Below are 22832 nucleotides of genomic sequence, written 5' to 3' on the forward strand. Positions count from 1 at the left end.
CAACTTAGGCTTGATCTATGGCGCTTGCACCACAGGATTGACGGGTTATCACCTCAACTTGCATAAGCTTAGGTGCCACATCTTCACCATTGATAAGTGATAATAAGCTAGAGACTAGCAGCTCGCCGGCTAAACTGGTGTTTTGTGCCACAGTGGTCAGTGCAGGGTTAGTGAATCGTGAGACTGGAATATTGTCATAACCCACTACTGAAATATCATTTGGGATCGTTAAACCACTATCTTGGCAAGCTTGCATCGCTCCAATTGCGATAAGATCACTGGCACATAAAATGGCGTCTACATCGGTTGAATTTGCTAGTAATGTTTTGGTCGCCTCATAGCCGGAATTTTCAGTCGAAATGGCTTCGACTTGGTTATTTTTATTAATCTTAAGGCCGGCTTTTTTAATGGCATCTCGATGACCAAAATAACGCGCTTGAAATTCTGGAGCGTGCTTGTCGGCGCCACCAATAAAGGCGAAGTTTTTACGGCCCAGATTAATTAAATGCTGAGTGATATCGAATCCACCTTGATAATTGTCACAACCAATCGACACCCCTGGGTGATCTTTATCTGCCGCTCCCCAACGAACAAAGTGAGTTTGCTGTTCTTCCAGCTGAGATAATTTATTTTGGTAATCAACAAAGTCACCATAACCGAGCAAAATAATGCCATCCGCTTTATTGGTGTCTTCAAACTCAGCGTGCCAATCATCACTCATATTTTGAAATGATATTAACAGATCGTATCCAGCCAGCGCGCTTGCCTTGGTGATACTCCCCAACATTGATAGAAAGAACGGATTGATCAACGAGTCATCAGTAGTAGGGTCTTCAAATAACAATAATGCAATGGTTCTGCTTTGTTGTTGGCGAAGATTACTGGCATTTTTATCTACTTTGTAATTAAGTTCACGAGCAATTGCTTTGACTTTGTCTTTGGTCTCTTGATTGACCAGCGGACTGTCACGTAAAGCGCGAGAAACGGTCGATTGAGATACACCGGCTAAATGCGCGATATCAAACGAAGTGGCTTTTGATCTCATAAGGGTACTTTCAAAACTCATTAGTAAAGGTGAACGAATCGACTATGCAACTTAACCTGTCACCAAATTGAAAATAGACGTTTTATACCTCAGTTATACACCAGCTCTATTGTTAAATCTCGAATTAATTTTGTTTGCTAAGGGAGTTATGATGATTTGATTGCCCTTGTGAATCGAATTTCTTGCCCAATATTCAACACGCTTAATAGCGGTATTTATTTCGTTAAAAGCATTTTGCACTGACTACAAAGTGTTATAATGCTTCCTTTTTTCGCGTTCAAACTGACACAGAGGAATTCTTAATGGCCGAGACAGAAAGTCGTCCGACCAACTTTATACGTCAAATTATTGATAAAGATTTGCAATCTGGTTTGCACAGTAGTGTCACTACCCGCTTTCCACCTGAGCCTAATGGTTATTTGCATATTGGCCACGCCAAATCCATTTGTCTTAATTTCGGTATCGCTAAGGATTATCAGGGTAGCTGTAACTTGCGCTTCGATGATACTAATCCGGATAAAGAAGATATTGATTTCGTCAATTCCATAAAGGACGACGTGCAATGGTTAGGTTTTCAATGGAATGGACAAGAACGCTATTCTTCAGGTTACTTTGACCAGTTGCACGGTTATGCTGTGGAGCTAATTGAAAAAGGATTGGCTTATGTGGACTTTAGTTCGCAAGAGCAAATGCGCGAAATGCGTGGAACATTAAAAGAGCCTGGAACCAACAGTCCTTATAGAGATACCTCAGTTGAAACTAATTTAGCTGAGTTTGCCAAGATGACCGCAGGCGAATATACCGAAGGTCATTGCGTGTTGCGCTTAAAGATTGATATGACCTCTGCGTTTATGTGTATGCGTGATCCGGTCATTTATCGAGTGAAATTTGCCCATCATCACCAAACAGGTGATAAGTGGTGTGTTTATCCAATGTACGATTTTACCCATTGTATTTCTGATGCGATAGAAGGTATTACACACTCTCTATGCACCTTGGAGTTCCAAGACAATAGACGTTTATACGATTGGGTAATCGAACATATCAGTATTGATACGCAACCAAGGCAATATGAGTTTTCTCGATTGAACCTTGAATATACTGTTTTGAGTAAACGTAAATTGATTCAATTGGTTGACGAAAAACACGTATTTGGCTGGGATGATCCGAGAATGCCAACTATCGCTGGTTTACGCAGACGAGGTTATACACCCGAATCTGTGGTGGAGTTTTGTAAGCGCATTGGTGTTACCAAAATGGATAATATGGTCGAGATGAGCATGTTAGAAGCTTGTATTCGTGACGACCTAAATGCAAATGCCAGTCGCGCAATGGCGGTACTTGACCCGATTAAGTTGATCATTGAAAACTACCCAGATGACCAAGTTGAAAACTTAACTGCGCCTAATCATCCGAGTGATGAGAACAAAGGCACGCGGCAATTACCCTTTAGCAAAGAAATTTATATTGAAGCCGACGATTTTCGTGAAGAGGCCAATAAGAAATATAAGCGTTTAGTGCTAGGCAAAGAAGTGCGCTTGCGCAACGCTTATGTGGTCCGGGCCGATCGGATTGAAAAAGACGCCGACGGAAATGTCACAACCGTGTATTGTCATTATGATGAGCAGACCTTAGGTAAAGATCCTGCAGACGGCAGAAAAGTAAAAGGGGTCATTCATTGGGTAAGCGCCAGCCAGGGGTTACCGGCTGAAATCAGATTATACGATCGTCTTTTCACCGTGCCTAACCCTGCAGCTGAAGAAGACTTTGCAGCCTGTATTAATCCGCAATCACTGGTAATTAAACACGGTTTCGTCGAGCCAAGTTTAGCGGATGCAGAAATTGGAAATGCGCTGCAATTTGAGCGCACGGGCTATTTTTGCAAAGACAAAGACAGTCGAGAAGGTAGGTTAGTGTTTAATCGTACGGTTGGCCTGAGAGACACATGGACTAAAACCGACAATTAAACGTTAATTGTCATAATCAAAGGCCGCTTGTTCAGCGGCCTTTTTTGTCGCAAAGTAAAACTGTCGTTATGACTTTGGCTGGGCATGGAACGTTTTGCCATTTTCATGGCAACTATCGTTCGCCATTAAATACAAATAAAGTGGCATTATCTGTTCAGGGGTCTTGAGTGTGTTTGGATCTTCCGCAGGAAACGCTTTGGCACGCATAGTCGTGCGCGTACCACCGGGATTAAGACAATTGAATCTCAAGGTGGAATTTTGATATTCGTCAGCTAGAACCTGCATCATGCCTTCAGTAGCAAACTTTGAAATCGAATAGGTCCCCCAAAAAGCACGTCCTTGGCTGCCAACAGTTGATGTAGTAAATATGACAGATGCATGTGGCGCTAGTGACAATGCGTCTAACAGTGCTTGCGTCATGAGCATCTGGCTGGTCAGATTAACTTGCATGACTTTTAAAAACATCTCTTCGGTTATTTGTTTAAAGGGTTCAAGGTGCCCCAAAATGCTGGCATTGTGCAGTAACCCATCTAGTTTGCCGAATTGGTTAATGATGGTGGTTGCCATATCCTGATAATGTTTTTGCGTAGCGCCTTGCAAATCTAGCGGCACAATTGCCGGCTCTGGATAACCTAAGCCAACAATTTCATCGTACACCGCTTCTAACTTTTTCACAGTGCGGCCTAGCAAGATGACCGTAGCGCCGTGCTTTGCATAGGACAGCGCTGCGGCTTTCCCTATACCGTCACCGGCGCCGGTGACAAGAATCGTTTTGTTTTTTAACGCATTTAAAGGTACAGAATAATTGAGCATTGGCAAAGTTGAGTTAAACTAAAGGGACTAAATGTTATCATTTACCTGCATTATGAGGTATCCATTTCTTATTTGATTAACATAACAAAACCTTAACAAACCTTTGCAAATAGGTAACAAAGTCAATACTATGTTGGCAATGATAACTGGTCATACTTGTTAAATAGTGAGATTGGCGATGCTTTACACTAAGTTCGTTCAATTATCGTACATTTTATTAAGTATCAAAGATTTAATCGTATGTTGGGAGAAATAATGAAAAAACTGTTGATCAGCACAAGTATCGCTGCAGTGTTTGTGCTCGCTGGTTGCGGTGGCGGAGACGAACTTAAACAAATCCAAAAAGAGACACCTAAAACGGTGCCAGCTTCACGGATAGTGTTCGATCCTTCTAATGGCTTATTAAATGTGCCTAGTGATTTGTTTTTTGCGTTGGTTGAACAAACTGACGACGGAACGCTAGAGCTTCCTGATGAAGTTGAAGGGCAAATCGATGGAGGTACGCCAGACTTTGGTAATCCATCTGCTGCGTTAGGCGCGTTGGATGGTTGGTCAACTCAACATCCTTTTACGTTTTCGACTTCCCATCCTGCGGGCGTAACATTGGATGCTGCATCGGTTGCTGCTCCTAATGCGGTGAGAATATTTGAAGGCGCGATTGGCGGTGATTTAAATGATCCAGATTGCACCACCGCACCACCTATTACAGGCTGTAAGATCTATGAAGAACTTACCTTTGGCGTAGACTTTGTCACGCAAGCTAAAGATGATGATATCGCCGTTATTCCGTTAAAGCCGTTGAAAGAGTCAACCTCATATTACGTGGTTGTAACTAACTCAATTACTGCAGGTGGTCAGCCTCTAAAACCGTCCACTACTTATGAATTAGTGCGCCAAGATATTAACTCTTTGCCATTGGCGACTGATTCACAACGTGCATTGCAAGGCATTATCAATTCCTATGAAGCGGTAATTACTAGTCAAGGCGGCGTCAGCGCTGATTCAATTGTATTTTCATATACCTTTACAACTCAGTCTACAACGCAAATTGTAAATACGGTTAAACAGTTGCAAATTGGACCCTTCGCTCAAGCGTTACAAGCGGGTTTATCTCAGCAACAAGCAGCAGCTTACTTACCGGTAATTCCGGTAACTGAAGCACCTGTAGACACCGCATTTGATGTATTAGCTCCTACCTTGTTGGGCGCTGAGCAACTTGCTGGATTAACCGCTGTTGGTTTAAATACCTGTAATGGATTAATTGCCGCGGTTACTAATCCAGAGTCTCCATTGTTTCCAACTGCTGCTGCGGTGCTTCCTCAAGTGGGGGCATTTTGTGCCGCGCAAATGAAAGCGGGTACTATAGACTTACCTTACTATTTAAGTACTACTGATCCACTCAATGGCAGATGGACGGCGGCTTGTACTAATGGTTTAGCAATGCAAACCCTTGGTGCTGAGCAAATTGGCGCTTTGTTGGCTAATCAAACGATTACGACAGGTCCAAATAACGAGCTTTGTCAGGCGGCTTCTGGCGGTCAGCTAATGGACTTAGATATATCCAATTTGGGTATCAATGATCTTCGTCACGTGACCCGTTATAGTCCAATTCCGGCAAGACAGGGTCGTAACGATGATGGTACTGAAACCTTGCAAGTGCAGATTACGGTTCCAGATGTCAATGTAGTAAATTTACTGTCTGCACTACCTGGTTCAACGGTAAACCCTATTTCAAAACCTGAAAATGGTTGGCCAATCGTGATACTGCAACACGGTATTACCTCTAAGAAAGAAGATTTCTTAGCAGTAACTGGGGCGTTATCTATCGCCGGTTATGCCACAGTAGCTATTGATCATCCATTACATGGTAGCCGTGGGTTCACTGTTGATGAACGTGTAATAAATACCTCAACGGGTTTTGGTGGTTCTACAACCGACTATATGAATTTGGCATCGTTACTTACAACTCGTGATAATAATCGTCAAAGCATTGTGGATATCATGGGTCTCAGGTTAGGTTTAAATGCGGTAGTTGATACTACTGGCGGTAGTGTTGATTTGGACAGTAGCAAAGTTTCCTTTATCGGCCAGAGCTTAGGTTCTATATCCGGCATCGGTTCTGTTGCAATGTCGAATAAGTCATTCGGTGAAGGTAACCCTTTAGCTAACTTTGATTCTATGTACGAATTTGAATCAGCGGTGTTCAATGTTCCTGGTGGCGGTATTGCCGGATTCTTAATGGAATCAGCAAGCTTCGGTAATTTGATTAAAGGCTCTTTGCTAGCGGCTTCTTCGGCCGACTTCCAAGCGTTCTTGACTGCTTATGCAACCGAAAATCAAATCCCAGCGGAGCAAGCTCTTGCGCCTGCCTTTGTTGCCTTTGAAGCTACCTTGAACGCAACACAGTTAGAAGGTATCAATGACACGTTCGCGCAGTTTGTTTTTGCTGCTCAGACCATCACGGATGCTGCTGATCCAAATAACTACGCGGCATTGCTTGCTGAGAACAGTACCTTTATGTTCCACGAAGTGATTGGTGGCGGCACAAATGATAATGGCGACACAGCGTTGCCTGATCAGGTTATTCCTAATTCAACCGTTAAATCGCCGACCTTTGCTGGCACAGAGCCATTAGCTAAGTTTGCAGGTTTAACCGGTGTGTCAACAACGTCGCCGGGTAATGGCTTAGTTCGCTTCAATGCCGGTACGCACTCTTCACTGTTAAGTCCTGCAACGAGTCGGGCGACAACAGTAGAGATGCAGACTCAAGCGGCCGCGTTTTTGGCTACTGGCGGAACTATTGTGATAACTGATACGAGCGTTGTTGCAAACTAAACGCTGATTACAAATCGAAAAGGCCAAGTCTAAGACTTGGCCTTTTTTATGGATGTGAATTTTACAATGACTGGTTTTTGAGTGCCGTTTAATGACTTATAATGCCGCCACATCCTATTGACTAATAATAAGGAGTTAGAAATTTGGATTTTTTATTTGAATATGGGCTTTTTGCTGCCAAAGCTATCACACTGGTAGTTGCGATCCTTCTCACTATTGGGGGAATTGTGGCCTTGGCATCGAAACAAAAGAACGGCCCTGGACAGCTAGAGATTCAGTCGCTTTCCGAGCAAATTGATGAGCTGAAAGAACATTCTCAACAGTTGTTGCTGTCAAAAGAACAGTTAAAACAAAAACAAAAAGAACGTAAAAAACAGCTAAAAGAAGAAAAGAAAAATCAATCTAAAGAGGCTATTTCGGCTAAGCCTAATTTGTTTGTTGTGGACTTTAAAGGCTCTATGGATGCCCATGAAGTTGACAGTCTACGTGAAGAAGTGACGGCAATCTTATGCAGCGCCCAAGAAAAGGATGAAGTATTACTTCGACTTGAAAGTGGCGGTGGGGTTGTTCATGGTTATGGTTTAGCCGCTTCCCAATTACAGCGCCTTAAAGATAAGAAGATAAGGCTCACTGCATCGGTTGACAAAGTTGCGGCTAGTGGTGGGTATATGATGGCCTGCGTAGCAGATGAGGTACTCAGCGCCAAGTTTGCTATTATTGGTTCTATCGGTGTCATTGCGCAACTACCAAATTTCAATAAAGTATTGAAAAAGAATAATATCGAATTTGAACAACATACAGCCGGTGACTTTAAGCGCACATTGACGATGTTTGGTGAAAATACCGATCAAGGACGAGAGAAATTTAAGCAAGAGCTTGAAGAAGTGCATGTGATGTTTAAAGAATTTGTATCATCTCATCGTGCCGAGCTTGATATCGATAAAGTCGCAACGGGTGAATATTGGTATGGTGCTAAGGCCAAAGAGCTTGGATTGGTTGATGAAATTCAGACCTCTGATGATTTCTTATTGTCGAAACTTGATAGCCATAAAATTTATTCGGTGAAGTATGCCAAGAAAAAAGGCTTAGCCGAAAAGTTAGGTAAAGCGGTGTCGACGTCTATTGAAACAGCATTTGTTAAATTGTGGTCGAAAAGCCAAACGCTCAGCAAATAGTTAATTTCACAAATAAAAATAGCGACCTTAGGTCGCTATTTTTTTATCTGACATTAAAATTGCCGAATTAACTTAGTTAATTTCATCACCAACCACATTGGCGATTTACGTTTTGTTCATCTAACCACGTTTTCAGTGGGGCAAAATAATCGAGGATAGCTGTGGCATCCATCTTATCTTTTCCTGTCAGAGCTTTTAACGCTTGTTGCCAAGGTTGACTTTGCCCCATCTCGAGCATCGCATTGAGGGCTTTGCCAGCTTCTTGGCTGCCATAGATTGAACAGCGGTGAACAGGACCCGTATCGCCTGCAATGTCACACAAGGCTTTGTGGAATTGAAATTGTAAAACATGTGCTAAAAAGTAGCGAGTGTATGGCGTGTTAGCGGGAACATGGTACTTAGCTCCCGCATCGAACGCCTCTGCTGGTCTTGTGTTTGGTGCCATCAAGCCTTGATATTTTTCACGTAATTGCCACCATGCCGTATTGTATTGGTCTGGGGTGATCTCACCTGAAAACACCTTCCAGCGCCATTGATCTACCATCAATCCAAAGGGCACAAAAGCGATCTTATCTAAGGCTAACTTTAATAACATACCAATGTCATTTGACGCATCAGGAACAGTATCCACTAGACCTATTTCTTTTAAATACTTAGGCGTAATAGATAAGGCAATGGTATCGCCAATGGCTTCATGGAACCCATCATTAGCCGACCCTTGATACAAAAATGGCTGTTGATTGTAGGCTCGTTGATAATAATTGTGTCCTAATTCGTGATGGATTACGGCAAATTCTTCGCCGGTTTTTTGAATACACATCTTAATCCGCAGGTCATCTTTGCTATCTACGTTCCATGCCGATGCATGACACACAACATCTCTATCAGCCGGTTGACTAAATTGTGAACGTTGCCAAAAGGTATCGGGTAAAGGTGCAAAACCAAGTGACGAGAAAAAGGATTCGGCTTGCTTAACCATTCCCACTTCATCGTACTGATGATCTTCTAACGCTTGGGTTACGTCTATTACTTGTAATTCCTGCTTGGGTTTTACTATGTCGTAGATATTTCCCCACGTTTGCCCCCACATATTCCCTAACAGGTGAGCGGGAATGGGCTTATCTTGAGGTACAATCTCTTCGCCATATTGTTCTCCTAATTCAGCGCGTACGTGACAGTGAAGTGCTTCGTAGAACGGTTTAACTTGATCCCACAGTCGATCAAGCTCATTTGCAAAATCATCTGCGGGCATATCATAGCTGCCGCGCCATAATTCGCTTACGTCCTCTAAACCAAGTTCTTTAGCGCCCTCATTTGCTAAATTCGCTTGCTCTACAAAGAGCGGCTTCATTGGCGGAGAAACGGTGCGCCAGCCGTCCCACATTTCTAACAGTAATTCAGGGTCGCGAGAAGTGGCCATCATGTTCGACATTTCTGTCAGACGAAAACATTCCTGCTCTGTACGGCAATATTTTCCTGCACCATACATTCCTCCTAGATCAGAACCTAGCTGCGCTAAACGTGACGATTTGTCACTATCTGCGGGCGAGGGCATAACCAAGCTATTTCGTAAAAGATTAAGTTTTCTGCGCGTATCGGGATCAACGTCAATATGGTTAAATTTAGCGGACTCTTTGGCTAACTCTGATGCTCTTGCGCCATACTTTTCAGATAAATACGCAGTCACATCCGCAGTGTCTTTAATAATGTAAGTTTGATATGCCCACTCAGCTTTAGACGCAGGTAATTGCAGAGCTGCCAGCTCTTGTTCCGCTTCTAATACAAAGTGCTTTGCATCTTGTGCGGTTAAGGTGGTTTCTTTGCTTACAGAAGGTGAGGTGTTTTTATCTCCACATGCTGTGATCGATAAGGCTGCGCATACTAAAATGGCGCATTGATGTAACTTTCTCATGGATTTATACCTATATTAGAAAAACAAAAAACGGCACTGACGGCCGTTTTCATACGCTCTTTACGCTTCACATAAGTGACTAACGAGGGTGTTTCGACCCAGGGTTGCGTGCTTCAATTTTTTCGTTCCAAAATGCTTTCACTGAAAAGCCGTTGCTGTTAGCTGGCTTCTTTGCCTTCGCGGGCTTTTTGGCGGCAGGCTTTTTGTCGGCTTTTTTAGGCGCTGGTTTATCGGCTTTAGCTTCTGCTTTTTTAGGTGCAGATTTTTTGGCGGGTGCACTAGATGAACCTAATTCCGTCGTCATTTCTTCAAGTGCTGCTAACCGAACATTTTTGCCTCCATCAACACTATACCAACCACCTTTTGCTTCAATGGTCGGTTTTTTGCCGTGAGCGGCTTTATATGCTTGGGTAAAATTCTCGATAACTTGGTCTTTATCCAGTGTACTCATTGTTAGGTCTGCACCCTTTGTTGATTTATAATATTTGAATTAGTTGAGGGGCTTTTATACCGTGTTTTAAGAATAAAGTCTAATTTCGACTATTTTGTTTCAGAATATCGACAATTATGTAAAAAGGACGTCCAATGAGCGTGACCAATAGCAGATTACTAGATTACTTTGACCAGTTGTTAAAGCCTGAGAAAGTGAAAGATTATTGCCCAAATGGGCTGCAAGTTGAGGGTAAACAAGAAATTCGGCGCATTGTGACTGGGGTGACAGCATCTCAAGCATTAATAGACCGTGCAGTGGAAGTTCAAGCGGATGCCATATTTGTCCACCACGGCTTCTTTTGGCGGGGTGAAGACCCTTGTGTAAAGGGTATGAAGCGAAATCGAATAAAAACGTTATTGACCCATGACATAAACCTCTATGCCTATCATCTACCTTTGGATATTCACCCAGAACTGGGTAACAATGTGCAATTGGCAAAGCTGCTTGATATTCATGTTGAGGGGGGCCTGGAGCGCGATAACCCGTTGAGTGTTGCACTACAGGGCTGCGTAGATACCCCCATAAAAATCGATGAACTGGCGTCTAAATTGGACAAGGTATTAACCCGCAAGCCGCAAGTTATTTGCGGTGGAGAGCATTCGATCAAAACCATTGCGTGGTGCACCGGTGGCGGACAAAGTTACATTGAGTTAGCCGCTGAGCAGGGCATAGATGCGTTTATTAGTGGAGAAGTATCAGAACAAACCGTTCACACAGCGCGTGAAATGAACATACACTTCTTTGCAGCGGGTCATCATGCTACTGAGCGCTATGGTGCCAAAGCGGTAGGCGAGCATCTAGGCCAAACATTTGATGTTGACGTGCAATTTATCGATATCGACAATCCGGTTTAATCGAATAGGTGTTTAAACCATACCCAGGTATTACCCATCCATTCGTACCACCAACGCTCGAAGTGATAGATACTTTTTGCATTTAACACATAATAGCCCATATTCGGATAGTCAGACTCTCGCACTAGATGCTCTGTGGGGGCGGGAGTCGGCTCCAAACCTTGTTGCTTAAATAAGGTCACCGCGCGTTTCATATGAGTAGCGGATGTCACTAGTGCAAATGGTTTGCGGTCTAAGGTTTGTCGTAAATTTTGCGCCTCTTCGGCGGTATCTTTTGACTTCTCGACCTGAATAATGCGATTTTCCGATACCCCTAAAGCAATCAACAATTGTTTGGTCATGTAGGCGTTACTAAAAGCTTCTCTGCCAACATTGCCGGATGTCACAATTTTTGCCTGTGGATTAAACTGTAAAATACGCAGCGCTTCCATTGCTCGCACAGAAGAGCAAGGAGCCAGTTGCGAGGTTATGGGCAACGCACTGTCATTGATATGATTGCAACCAAGAACCACGATAAAGTCGACAGCTTGGGATTGATCGAATTGCGGGTAAAACCTTTCTAATGGTTTGAGCAATGTGTTGGATAGGGGAGCAAAAGACGTAACGGTAAGTGCAAACAACGCAATACTGAGACACGTTAAGCTTTTTCGATGATGTTGACGCAGCGCGAAAAACACCGCTAAACACAGGATTAGTATTATTATTGGCAATGGCATTACCAAAATACCGATAACCTTTTTAAAAATGAAAAAATCCACGTAGAATTGGCTCCCCAGTCAGCTACTAACAACACATCACTCTAACGAATGAAAGAATCTAAAGATCAAAGTTTTGATACATTGATGAATAAGTTTGCGCATAATATATATGGCTCGACTAAAGGCAAATTGCGGCATCAGGTTCTATTGCATCAAATGCGAAAGTATATCAACCTTGATCAAGGAGTGCTTGATATTATTGATGTCGGTGGCGGCACTGGGATCATGGCTAAAGAAATGCTCGATATGGGGCACCGCGTACTATTTAATGATATCTCAGCACAAGCAGTCGATTTTGCCAAACAAAGCTTGCAAGGTGCTGAAAATGTGCGCTTTGAACAACAAAACCTCAATCAACTGATGTTTTGCAAAGCGTTTGATTTAGTTATCTGTCATGCCGTTCTCGAATGGCTCGAAGAACCCTTTAATGCGATTGAAAAATTAATCCAGCTTGCTCGGCCGGGAGCCATGGTGTCCTTGAGTTTCTTCAACAAAGAAGCGCATCGATTTGGTAACATATTGTATGGTAATTTTGATTATGTTGATGCCGATATGCAAACAAAAAACACGGTTAGATTGAATCCCAATCGTGCTTTATCTCCGCATTTGGTTTTGCACAAACTCGCAGCTTTGCCGATTGAAATTATCGCAACATCAGGGATAAGGTGCTTCCATGACTATCTTAAGGATCGGGAAAAGCAACAACAGGAATTTGAACGCATTAAGCAATTAGAGCTCAATTATTGTGAAGATAATACCTATAAATGGTTGGGTAAATATTTTCACATCGTATTTCGGGTGATTTAGTTATTTATTTTGCGATTAATACCTAAATTAAACTAAAAATGTTGTTGAGTCGTGCTTATTTTGTTTGGCTAACGCTAGGTTAGATAAGGTGATAGTTGCTATTTGAGTAAGAGCTTCGTGGGTGAAAAAACCTTGGTGTCCAGTAACGAGCACGTTAGGAAAGCCAATTAAGCGGTCAAACATGTCATCTTGCATAATTTCCCAGGATTTATCTTCAAAGAATATGTCTGATTCCATCTCATAAACGTCTAATCCTAAGTAGCCAATCTTGTGCGTTTTAAGGCCGTTTATTATCGCTCGTGTATCCACCAAACCACCGCGTGATGTATTGATAAGCATCACGTTATCTTTCATTTGTGCAATGGTGTCCGCATTGATCATATGTTGGCTTTCTGGCGTCAATGGGCAATGCAAAGAGATAATGTCGGAGTGACTAAACAGGGTTTGTAAGCTGACAAATTCAACGTTTTTAGGTGCTTTCGTTGGAACGGTGGGATCACTACATAAAATTTTGCAGCCCAACCCAGATAATATTTTTGCGAGACAACGCCCGATTTTACCAAACCCAACGATACCCACTGTCTTACCATGGAAATTAAAGCCAATTAATCCGTCTAGACTAAAGTTGTTTTCCCTAACGCGGTTATAAGCTTTGTGAATTTTACGGTTGAGCGTCATCATCAACGCAATGGTGTGCTCAGCGACTGCTTCAGGGGAGTAGGCGGGTACTCTTGATACACTAATACCTGCCTGCTTGGCAGCATTAAGATCAACATTGTTAAATCCGGCGCACCTAAGAGCAATGTGTTTTACGCTCAGTTGTTTAAGCTGTGCAATAATAGATGCATCAAGGTGGTCATTAACAAAAACACAGATTGCTTGGTATCCAGCGCACAAAGAAACCGTTTGTGCGGAGAGTCTAGCTTCTTGAAAAGTTAGAACAAATTGACCGTCTTGATTATGTTTCGCAAAATAACGACGGTCATGGGCTTTACTACTAAATACCAAGATATTCATTTGTTCGTCCCTAGCATTACGTGGTTTAAAGTAGTTTCTCTATGTCTTTTTCCATTCCTTCGGGTTTGGTGTTTGGAGCATAGCGACCTACGACTTCACCTTTGCGATTAACTAAAAACTTAGTGAAATTCCATTTAATACTTTTGCTGCCAAGCAAGCCCGGTGCTTGTTGCTTGAGAAATTCATAAAGCGCTGAAGTACCATCACCATTAACCTCTGACTTTTTAAATAAGGGAAATGAAATATTAAAGTTTAAGGTACAAAACTGTTCTATTTCGGTGTCTGAGCCAGGCTCTTGATGACCAAACTGATCACATGGAAAACCTAATACTTCAAATCCGCGATCTTTAAATTTCTCTCTCAACGACTGTAAACCATCGTATTGTGGCGTAAATCCACATTTACTCGCTGTGTTGACGATCAGTAAAACTTGATTTTCATAATCAGACAATGATTTTACTTCGCCATTGTTCAAGGGCATTTCAAAATCGTATATGGTTTTTGACATAGCGTGTTATCTCGATATTGTGTAAATTACAAAGGAAGGTGGGAACAACTCCCAGACATAATGCTAACTATGGCGTTATTTGTCAGGGAAACAAGCGAAACTTACTAATAAATGCCGTTAAAGGCACAAATATACTGAGTATCAGAGTAAGTGTTGCTAGAAAGTGTTGTAAATTTAGTTTTTTATTAACAACCAAGGGTTTAGAAATAAATGGATACCCTTAGAAGGGGCAACAAAACGAACCGCTTTAGATAAGCGGTTCATAATTCCATTGATGCCCTTCATAGTAGATTTTCGCTTTTGCATATTCACGCTCAGCGCGCCATGTACGATTGTTAAGTTTAACGATGACGCCAGCATACAAGCGTTTATTAGCAATCAATTTGATATCTTGTTGATAATCATCTTTTGCCTGCTTCATTTGCTCTGCTTTAACTTCTAACCACTCCATTAATTGCGTTTCGCTTTTTAATAACTCTTCTGCTTCTTCAAATTTTCTGCGCAATTCAGGATGTATTTTCTTACTGCGGATCAAGGCGAATTTGTCTTGATGACGATTATTATTATCACGAATTTGTTGTAGTAATTCTTCTACCGTATCTTTTCGCTCTAATAACAAATTAAAGCCGGGGCTAAAATCTATATTTAAGTGACTTCCAGATACTGCGCCAAGGGTACCGGCATTAATGGTTGAGTTACACTGCACATCACAAGCAAATAAGTTGCCATTAGGTTTATCGACTGGGCCTACTGTGACACCTCCGCCACAGGCAATATTACTGTAAGCCAATTGCCGTCCAATAGTGACATTGCCTTTGCACTTGATATTCAATCCTTGCCCATGTTGAACGTGGATGCTGCCTTCTGCTACAAGCTTGGAACTAAACTCGGTACTGTTCTCGTTGACCTTACCCATAGCACCTTCGGTAATGATAATGTCACCACCGGCGATGATCGTAGCCGACTCGACAAAGCCATTGATAGTGACGTCACCGGTCGCTTCGATTAACATTTTTTCAGTAACATCACCGTTAACCAATACGGCGCCATCATATTTGATATTACCGGTACCTACATTTATGCCTTTGCATATAAAAGTATCGTCGACCCACATTTTGTCGTTTTGAAATTTGGGCATGCCGGTGATAGCGGCTAAAAATAAATTCTCGTCTGAAGGGCTGATTTTGACGCCATCGCCTGGTCGAAACTTAATCCATGCGCCTGGCTTTGCTTCTAACTTCTGGCCGGTCACTGTATAGCCGTGGCGTCCATTAGTGGGGGGCTTGCGGCGTAGAATCTCTGTGTCCATTTTGACACAAATAACATCCCCTAAATTGCGCATGTCCACGCGCGTAGAGCTTGATGATTGTGGTTTTAATATACGTTCTAGTGCATTAGGAACCAGTGGTTGTAATTTTGACTCACGTCCATTTCTAGGCGGGAGTCCTTTGGCGACTAAATCTTCTATAACGTCACCAGGCTTTGCTTCTTTTGCTGCATTAGCCATCTTATGAATACGCTTTGAACTTAAACCGCGCTTAATTTCTTTGTCTTTAGCTAAGTTAAATAGTTCTTTGGCTGAAGGGGAGTGACCTCCAAAGGCTGCAGTAATGCTAAGCCTAGCCACCATATCGTTATCTTGCACACGGAATTTCACTATTGCGTCTTTCTTTTCGGCAATCGTTTCAGTAATTACTTGGCCACTTTTTTCTTTTACTGCTTTTGCGAATTGATTATACGCATTGGTTAAATTGTCTTCGGACAACTCGAATTTACTGTACGGGCTTGCAGCAAAGAGTTTAGAAAGTGTTTTTATATCCAACTTCCCGGTTACTTCGCTAGATTTAATGACTACATCGAGGAAAGTTTGTGATCCATCAAGTTGGAAATCGACACCTTTCATTCACACCACCTATTTATCACCTTCTAAACTGCATAGTACTGTATCGACCTTTTGTTAAAAAGGCTTACTTTTTTAACGAACTTACAAACTTTCTGAATATTGCAGCAGTGCTCTGATAATGGCAAGCTTCTGTGGATTATGCTGATGCTCTTGCGCAAGCTGTTCTAATAACATCAAATATTCCGCCATTTTGATACTTGCAGGAGACTCAGAATCGGTAAGTCGGTATTGACGGTGCCGTTGCCATTTGAGCATTTCTGCTTCAGTTAAACTATTTGGGAAGTTACGTGCGCGATAACGGAACAACATCGACTTAAGTCTAGGATCTTCAAAGTGCCATTCTTTTGTACCAATTGTATGGGGGTCACAACTGATGATTTGCTCTAGCGTTTTACGATCTGAATTGCCAATGAAACCACCCGAATAAAGTGCAAAATCTGCGTCAATGGGCTCGTCTGAGTGGCTATCTAGACTGTACATGTCGATTAATTTTTGAGACAACTGAGCATGGTGTTTAATCTTAGCTAAATTGGCTAAACACTGTTGTCGATCAATACCCAATCGCTCTGCATTCTCTTCAGTTAATGTCTTCGCCGGTGCGAGCACAGGGCACTTGTTTAAATGTATTAGTTTAATTGGAAGACGCTGTTGTCCTTCGGATAAATCCCTTTGTGGCGTATATAAACGTGCTAGCAAATCCTCTGGACTTAGATTGAACAGAGGTTCGGGTGACATCGCTAAATTGACGCAGATAACCGCATTTTTGTTCGTTGGATGATAGGCAAGAGGTAAAATCCACGTACAACATCCCTGACTTGCGGGTAATTTAGAAGACACATGGACCAAAGGAACAAACTCTTCTACAACGATCATCTTGGCTAAATTGTGTTTCAGTCTGGAATCAAATAAGTAGTTGTATAGCTTAGGCTGCGCGCTTTTAATTTTTTGTGCCATGGCGATAGTAGCGCGCACATCTGACAGGGCATCATGGGCATCGGCATGTTCGATATCATTGGCTTGGGTTAGTTGGTCTAATTTAAAACTTGGACTGCCATCTTCTTTGAATACCCAATTAATGCCCTCAGGACGCAGCGCATAGCAAGCCCTCACCATATCAATGATATCCCAGCGACTATTGCCATTTTGCCATTCTCTAGCGTACGGATCGCGCAGATTGCGATAAAGTGAGAAACGCGTGACCTCATCATCAAATCGAATACTGTTGTATCCCGCCGTACAGGTACCCGGTAGCGCCATCTGCTCCACCACTTTTGCAATGAAGTCGGCTTCCACCATACCATCTCTAAGCGTTTGTTGTGGGGTAATGCCAGTGACCAGTGCTGCTTGAGGATGTGGCAAGTAATCATTGGGGATTTGGCAAAACCAATTCATCGGTTTGCCTATTATTTGTAGATCATGATCGGTACGAATGCCTGCAAATTGACAGGGAAAATCTTTTTGTGGGTTTATGCCCCAAGTTTCATAATCGTGCCAGAGAATTGATTGAGTCACCGGTAAGGCATGTCCATTTTGATTAACGATAAATAACACCCGCAGCTTTGTTTGGCGCGCCATGCGCAATCGAAAAATAACAACTGTGAGTCACACTGCAAACATAACAAATGTTCGCTAAGAATACATTCTTGCTAGATGAATTAATATCATTTAACGAATTCTAAATTCCTACGGAGCAGAAGTTAACGCGTAATATCTTTATGGTTAAAAAAACTACCTATGTATTATCGGTATTATTTATACCAAAAGATTGCTACAAATATTTTCAAAATAGTTATGAAATTTAATCAGTTATGACTATCTTTATAGAGAGCATTAAAACCATTGCGCTTTTTTTTAGCAATTGTCCTTAAGGAGGTAAAGTGGAGTCATTAAAAGTCAAAGATTACATGAATCGAAGACCAGTGACATTTACAACAGAAATGCCTGTAGCCCAAGCTGTAGAGCGCTTGCTAACGGGCAATCAAACTGGAGGACCGGTATTAGATTCACGCAATAAAGTCGTGGGTTTTCTGTCAGAACAAGACTGTATCGCTCAAATGATCACCAGTAGCTATTATCGTGAACAGGTTGCTAGAGTAAAAGATATTATGCGCCAAGACGTGTTAACGGTTAAAACCTATGACTCTATTCTTGAAATAGCGCAACGGATTTTAACGGAAAAACCCAAAATCTATCCGGTGGTGGATGATGACGGTTATTTTGAAGGCACAATCAGTCGCGCAAATGTGTTGTATGCCATCGATGTACAACTAAGAGATGGTTATAAACTGGCATAGACAACCTGAACTTGGGGTAATTAAAGTCGGCTAAATAGGTATTCTTTTTACAGGGGCACTGGTAAAAACACTGAGATTCTTCTAGGATCTCAGGCCTTTTTATATTCGCGCCATGAGATACCATTGCCTGACAACACCGAATCCAACACGCCAACTATTTCCGAACTTAAACTCAGACTAGCTCATTGTTTGGGTTCAGATCGTCATGCTTTGTTGTCCCAACTAAGACGTTTAGAGCGACAGCAAAGTACGTCGTCCGCAATCGCTAAAATAAGCAAAAAAATCGATGAATCTGAACGCAAAAGGCAGGTTAGACTGACTAATATGCCTAGCATTAAGTATCCCGATTTACCGGTTACAGAACATCGACAAGAGATAAGTGAAGCGATAAAGAATAATCAAGTGGTGATCATTGCAGGTGAAACTGGCTCTGGCAAAACCACGCAAATTCCGAAGATTTGTATGGAACTTGGTCGCGGTGTCGATGGTTTAATTGGACATACTCAGCCGCGCAGATTGGCTGCTCGTACCGTTGCCGGCAGGATTGCCGAAGAACTCGACTCAAGCTTAGGTAAGTTGGTTGGCTATAAGGTTAGGTTTACCGATCAAGTAAGTGATGAATCCTATATAAAATTAATGACCGACGGCATTCTATTGGCCGAGTTTCAAACCGATCGCTTTTTGAATCAATATGACACGCTGATCATTGACGAAGCCCACGAACGAAGTCTAAATATTGATTTTATATTAGGTTTGTTAAAGCAACTGCTGCCTAAGCGTCCGGATCTTAAATTAATCATTACCTCAGCCACTATTGATCCAGAGCGATTTTCACAGCATTTTGAAAACGCACCCATTATTCAAGTCAGCGGTCGGACCTTCCCAGTGGAGATCCGTTATCGACCATTAGATGTAAACGACGAAACCTTAGATCAGACCCAAGGCATAATCCAAGCAGTCGAAGAATTAGGAAAAGAGAGCCGCGGCGATATTTTGGTTTTTCTCAGTGGTGAACGAGAAATACGTGACACTGCAGATGCGTTGAATAAACGCGGTTTTAAAGGCACAGAAGTATTACCTCTGTATGCACGTTTGTCGGTAGCTGAGCAGAATCGTATCTTTCAACCTCACGGTCAACGAAGAGTTGTGCTTGCGACTAATGTGGCTGAAACGTCGTTGACTGTGCCTGGCATTAAGTATGTGATCGATCCCGGTTTTGCTCGACTATCTCGCTATAGTTATCGCAGTAAGGTGCAGCGGCTACCCATAGAGGCGATTTCACAAGCCTCTGCTAACCAGCGCGCGGGACGCTGTGGGCGTGTGTCTGAAGGGATTTGTATACGCTTATACTCTCAAGAAGATTTCGAGGGACGTGCCGAGTTCACAGATCCCGAAATTTTACGCACGAATTTAGCCTCTGTTATTCTACAAATGCTAGCACTCAAGCTCGGCAGTATTCAGTCTTTTCCATTTGTACAGCCGCCGGATAATCGTTTTATCAATGATGGGATCAGGCTGCTAGAGGAATTGTCTGCGGCGCATCGACAGCATGGCAAACTACAGTTGACTGAGTTAGGTCGGAAGATTGCCAAATTACCGGTGGATCCGCGTTATGCCAGAATGGTAGTAGCCGGAGGCGAACTAGGTTGCGTTTCTGAGCTTATCGTTATTGCTGCGGGTTTGAGTATTCAAGATCCTCGCGAGCGGCCACAAGATAAGCGCGCCGCGGCAGACGAATGCCACCAAAGCTTTGAAGACAAACAATCTGATTTTATAGCGCTGTTGAATTTATGGTTCGAATTTAAACATCAACAGGCAAATTTATCCGCCAATCAATTGCGTAAATGGTGCAAGCAGCACTTTATTAACTATCTTAGGATGCGCGAGTGGCAGGATATCGTTAGTCAATTAAAAAAGGCCATTGTTGAGATTGGATTTCGCCTCAACTCTCAGCCGGCAGACTATCAACAAATTCATACTGCGATTTTATCGGGCTTGCTATCACACATTGGATTTAAGGAAAAAGACAAAGAGTTTCTGGGCGCCCGCAACAGTCGCTTCTTTATCTTTCCAGGGAGTGCATTGGCAAAAAAGCCACCTAAATGGGTGATGACCGCTGAATTGGTTGAAACCTCACGCCTGTTTGGTCGTGTCGCGGCAAAAATTGAACCTGAATGGATTGAGCCGTTAGCTGAGCATTTGTTAAAACGTCAATATAATGAGCCTGCTTGGTCGAAAAAGCGCGGTGCAGTACAAGCACTTGAAAGCGTGCTGCTGTTTGGGTTGAGCATTGTTAATAATAGACGCGTGACCTATAGCAATATAGATCCACAGGTCAGTCGCGAGCTATTCATTTCTCAAGCACTAGTGAATGGCGATACCAAATTGAACATGCCATTTGTTCAGCACAATCAGCAAATGATAGACGGCGTGCAACAATTAGAAGATAAATCTCGACGTCGCGATATTATGGTTGATGAACACCATTTAATTGCTTTCTATGATGAACTGTTGCCTGCGGATATTTGTACTGAAGCCGGCATGATCAAATGGTGGAAAAAACAAAATGAAGCGACAAAGAAGCAGTTTCATTTCGATCCAGACTCGCTTAAAAAGCATGATGCCAACGACGTCAACGAGCTCAACTTTCCAGATACGTGGACACAAAACAATATCACCTTGAAGTTGAGTTATTGCTTTGAACCCAATCAAATTGATGACGGCGTTAGTGCACTTATTCCCTTACCCTTATTAAATCAAATCGAAGAGCAGGGGTTTGATTGGTTAATACCGGGCTTTCGTCATGAGCTTATTGTTGCCTTGATTAAATCCTTGCCGAAAAAGTTAAGACGCAATTTTGTACCGGCACCAAACTATGCCGACGCTTGTCTGGCAGATATGTCTGATCGAGATAAAAAAGGTCAACCGCAGAGCTTTTTAGCGTCATTAACCAAAAAGTTACTTACTATGACCGGAGTCGAAGTGCCGCTTGAGCAATGGGACCTGCAAAATTTGGCTGCGCATTTACGATTTAATTTTAAAGTCATAGATGGTCAAGGCAAGGTGCTGAAACAAGGACGTGATCTCCACGAGCTCAAATATGGGCTAGAAAACAAGATAAAACAAAGCCTGCAGCAGGCTGCTAGTCCAGAAATAGAAAAATCAGATTTAACCGAATGGAGTTTTGCACCTTTAGAGTCGGAGTATATTGATCAGTCTCAAGGTTATGAAGTAAAAGCCTACCCAGCCTTGGTAGATGATAAAAAAAGCGTTTCTATTAAACTATTTGATACGCCTGAAAATGCACTCAAAGCACATTACTTGGGATTAAGAAGGCTGATAAAATTAAATATTCCATCCCCAGTTAACTATTTGCAGGACAAACTTCCGAATAAAGCCAAATTGGGTTTATATTTTAACCCATTCGGCCAAATTAAGGCGCTTATTTCTGATTGTATAGATTGTGGTATTGATAACTTACTGGATGAGTTTCAACGCAAACAGGACGTGCAAATACGTGATGCAGAGCAATTTCATCAGGTCAAGGAGTATGTGCGAGAACATATCAATGATGTGGTGTTAGAGATTGCCAAAAAAGTAGAAGTCGGTCTTACCCAAGCGCATCAAATCCAAAAGCAGTTGAAGGGAAATGTGCCACTGTCACTGATCAGTGCGCATGGTGATATTAAACATCATTTAAGTACCTTAGTGTATCCGGGGTTCGTAGCGGAAATCGGTGCTGAAAAATTGACAGATTGGAATCGCTATATAAAAGGCATTGCCAGAAGATTAGAAAAATTGCCCGTAGATCCCAATCGTGATCGCCTCAACCAAATCAATATTGAGAAAGTGCAAAAAGCATATCAGGCGGCCCTCAACAAAGTACCTATGGGTAAATCCGTGCCAGCGGATTTAGCCTTTGTGCGTTGGATGATTGAAGAATTTCGAATTTCCTTATTCGCCCAGCAATTGGGTACGGCAATGCCGATATCGATGAAACGAATTGAAAATCAATTAAGTGAGTTTTAACACTTGTTCGTTGACATTGATCATAATGCGACCTATAAAAGTCTTGGAACGCTATTCATTAGGAAGAGGTAGGAAATGCTGGGATACGATGATAAACGTAACTTTTTTCGCATGATGTTGAATTCACCCTGTGAATTGACTGTTCATGACGATGAGTCTACTCGCTCACTTCAAGCGGTTTGTAAGGACATAAGTGCAACGGGAATGTCTTTCGAAGTAGAAGAACAGTCGGTGGAAATTGGCACTCAGGTGGATGTCTCTATTGAATCAACCAGCAGTCAAATCCCATCATTAAATGCGAAAGCCAAAGTCGTTCGTTGTGATAGTAGTTCTGACACTACTTGCATAATCGGTGTAGAAATTAGTGAGATGAAATAATCAATTGAGTTGGGCCGTTGCGAGATGCAATCGGCCCGTGAGGT

At 42.3% G+C, this 22832-nt stretch carries 17 protein-coding genes; 8 read left to right on the top strand and 9 right to left on the bottom strand.

Translation table 11 applies throughout. The features are described from left to right. Positions 1-4: 4 nt before the first annotated feature. Complete coding sequence (locus ABD036_RS11805; protein ID WP_343860147.1) at positions 5-1045, bottom strand: LacI family DNA-binding transcriptional regulator; 1041 nt, start codon at positions 1043-1045, stop codon at positions 5-7. Between the two features lie 302 nt (positions 1046-1347). Between ABD036_RS11805 and glnS the strand changes: the two genes are divergently transcribed. After that, on the top strand, positions 1348-3012 hold the full coding sequence (gene glnS, locus ABD036_RS11810; RefSeq protein WP_343860149.1) for a glutamine--tRNA ligase: 1665 nt from the start codon (positions 1348-1350) through the stop codon (positions 3010-3012). 66 nt (positions 3013-3078) lie between these two features. Here glnS and ABD036_RS11815 read toward each other — a convergent pair whose 3' ends face one another. Next, positions 3079-3825: a YciK family oxidoreductase gene (locus ABD036_RS11815; RefSeq protein WP_343860151.1), complete on the bottom strand. Its 747-nt coding sequence runs from the start codon at positions 3823-3825 to the stop codon at positions 3079-3081. Positions 3826-4080: 255 nt separating this feature from the next. Between ABD036_RS11815 and ABD036_RS11820 the strand changes: the two genes are divergently transcribed. Together ABD036_RS11820 and sohB are read left to right on the top strand one after the other, a co-directional pair. Further along, positions 4081-6660, top strand: coding sequence for a VolA/Pla-1 family phospholipase (locus ABD036_RS11820; protein ID WP_343860153.1), 2580 nt, complete (start codon positions 4081-4083; stop codon positions 6658-6660). Positions 6661-6803: 143 nt separating this feature from the next. Next, a complete protein-coding gene (gene sohB / locus ABD036_RS11825; protein ID WP_343860155.1) occupies positions 6804-7835 on the top strand; it encodes a protease SohB in 1032 nt (343 codons plus the stop codon). 85 nt (positions 7836-7920) lie between these two features. On the opposite strand, the gene ABD036_RS11830 is transcribed toward sohB, so the two are convergent. Then, on the bottom strand, positions 7921-9747 hold the full coding sequence (locus ABD036_RS11830; protein WP_343860157.1) for a M2 family metallopeptidase: 1827 nt from the start codon (positions 9745-9747) through the stop codon (positions 7921-7923). Positions 9748-9826: 79 nt separating this feature from the next. After that, positions 9827-10198, bottom strand: a complete 372-nt coding sequence (locus ABD036_RS11835) for a hypothetical protein (RefSeq protein ID WP_343860159.1) — start codon at positions 10196-10198, stop codon at positions 9827-9829. Between the two features lie 134 nt (positions 10199-10332). On the opposite strand from ABD036_RS11835, the gene ABD036_RS11840 reads away from it, so the two are divergent. Further along, positions 10333-11094: a Nif3-like dinuclear metal center hexameric protein gene (locus ABD036_RS11840; protein WP_343860161.1), complete on the top strand. Its 762-nt coding sequence runs from the start codon at positions 10333-10335 to the stop codon at positions 11092-11094. Here the strand turns inward: ABD036_RS11840 and ABD036_RS11845 are convergent. Further along, a complete protein-coding gene (locus ABD036_RS11845; RefSeq protein ID WP_343860163.1) occupies positions 11091-11852 on the bottom strand; it encodes an ElyC/SanA/YdcF family protein in 762 nt (253 codons plus the stop codon). The two genes, ABD036_RS11840 and ABD036_RS11845, sit on opposite strands and share 4 nt — an antisense overlap. 84 nt (positions 11853-11936) lie before the next feature. On the opposite strand from ABD036_RS11845, the gene ABD036_RS11850 reads away from it, so the two are divergent. Further along, positions 11937-12659, top strand: a complete 723-nt coding sequence (locus ABD036_RS11850) for a methyltransferase domain-containing protein (RefSeq protein ID WP_343860165.1) — start codon at positions 11937-11939, stop codon at positions 12657-12659. A 27-nt stretch (positions 12660-12686) separates the two neighbouring features. Here the strand turns inward: ABD036_RS11850 and ABD036_RS11855 are convergent, their stop codons facing one another. From ABD036_RS11855 to sbcB, 4 genes are all read right to left on the bottom strand, one after another. Beyond that, a complete protein-coding gene (locus ABD036_RS11855) occupies positions 12687-13676 on the bottom strand; it encodes a 2-hydroxyacid dehydrogenase (protein WP_343860167.1) in 990 nt (329 codons plus the stop codon). A gap of 25 nt (positions 13677-13701) precedes the next feature. Then, a complete protein-coding gene (locus ABD036_RS11860; RefSeq protein WP_343860169.1) occupies positions 13702-14184 on the bottom strand; it encodes a glutathione peroxidase in 483 nt (160 codons plus the stop codon). Positions 14185-14431: 247 nt separating this feature from the next. Next, a complete protein-coding gene (locus ABD036_RS11865) occupies positions 14432-16087 on the bottom strand; it encodes a flagellar assembly protein A (RefSeq protein ID WP_343860171.1) in 1656 nt (551 codons plus the stop codon). An 81-nt stretch (positions 16088-16168) separates the two neighbouring features. Further along, positions 16169-17662, bottom strand: coding sequence for an exodeoxyribonuclease I (gene sbcB, locus ABD036_RS11870; RefSeq protein WP_343860173.1), 1494 nt, complete (start codon positions 17660-17662; stop codon positions 16169-16171). Positions 17663-17964: 302 nt separating this feature from the next. Here sbcB and ABD036_RS11875 point away from each other — a divergent pair, with 302 nt between their 5' ends. From ABD036_RS11875 to ABD036_RS11885, 3 genes are all read left to right on the top strand, one after another. Next, on the top strand, positions 17965-18381 hold the full coding sequence (locus ABD036_RS11875) for a CBS domain-containing protein (RefSeq protein ID WP_343860175.1): 417 nt from the start codon (positions 17965-17967) through the stop codon (positions 18379-18381). A gap of 123 nt (positions 18382-18504) precedes the next feature. After that, positions 18505-22410, top strand: a complete 3906-nt coding sequence (gene hrpA / locus ABD036_RS11880) for an ATP-dependent RNA helicase HrpA (RefSeq protein WP_343860176.1) — start codon at positions 18505-18507, stop codon at positions 22408-22410. A 75-nt stretch (positions 22411-22485) separates the two neighbouring features. Beyond that, on the top strand, positions 22486-22788 hold the full coding sequence (locus tag ABD036_RS11885; RefSeq protein WP_343860178.1) for a PilZ domain-containing protein: 303 nt from the start codon (positions 22486-22488) through the stop codon (positions 22786-22788). The last annotated feature ends 44 nt before the right edge of the window (positions 22789-22832 follow it).

This window comes from Aliiglaciecola litoralis, from assembly GCF_039523355.1.
Classification (GTDB): Bacteria; Pseudomonadota; Gammaproteobacteria; order Enterobacterales; family Alteromonadaceae; genus Aliiglaciecola; species Aliiglaciecola litoralis.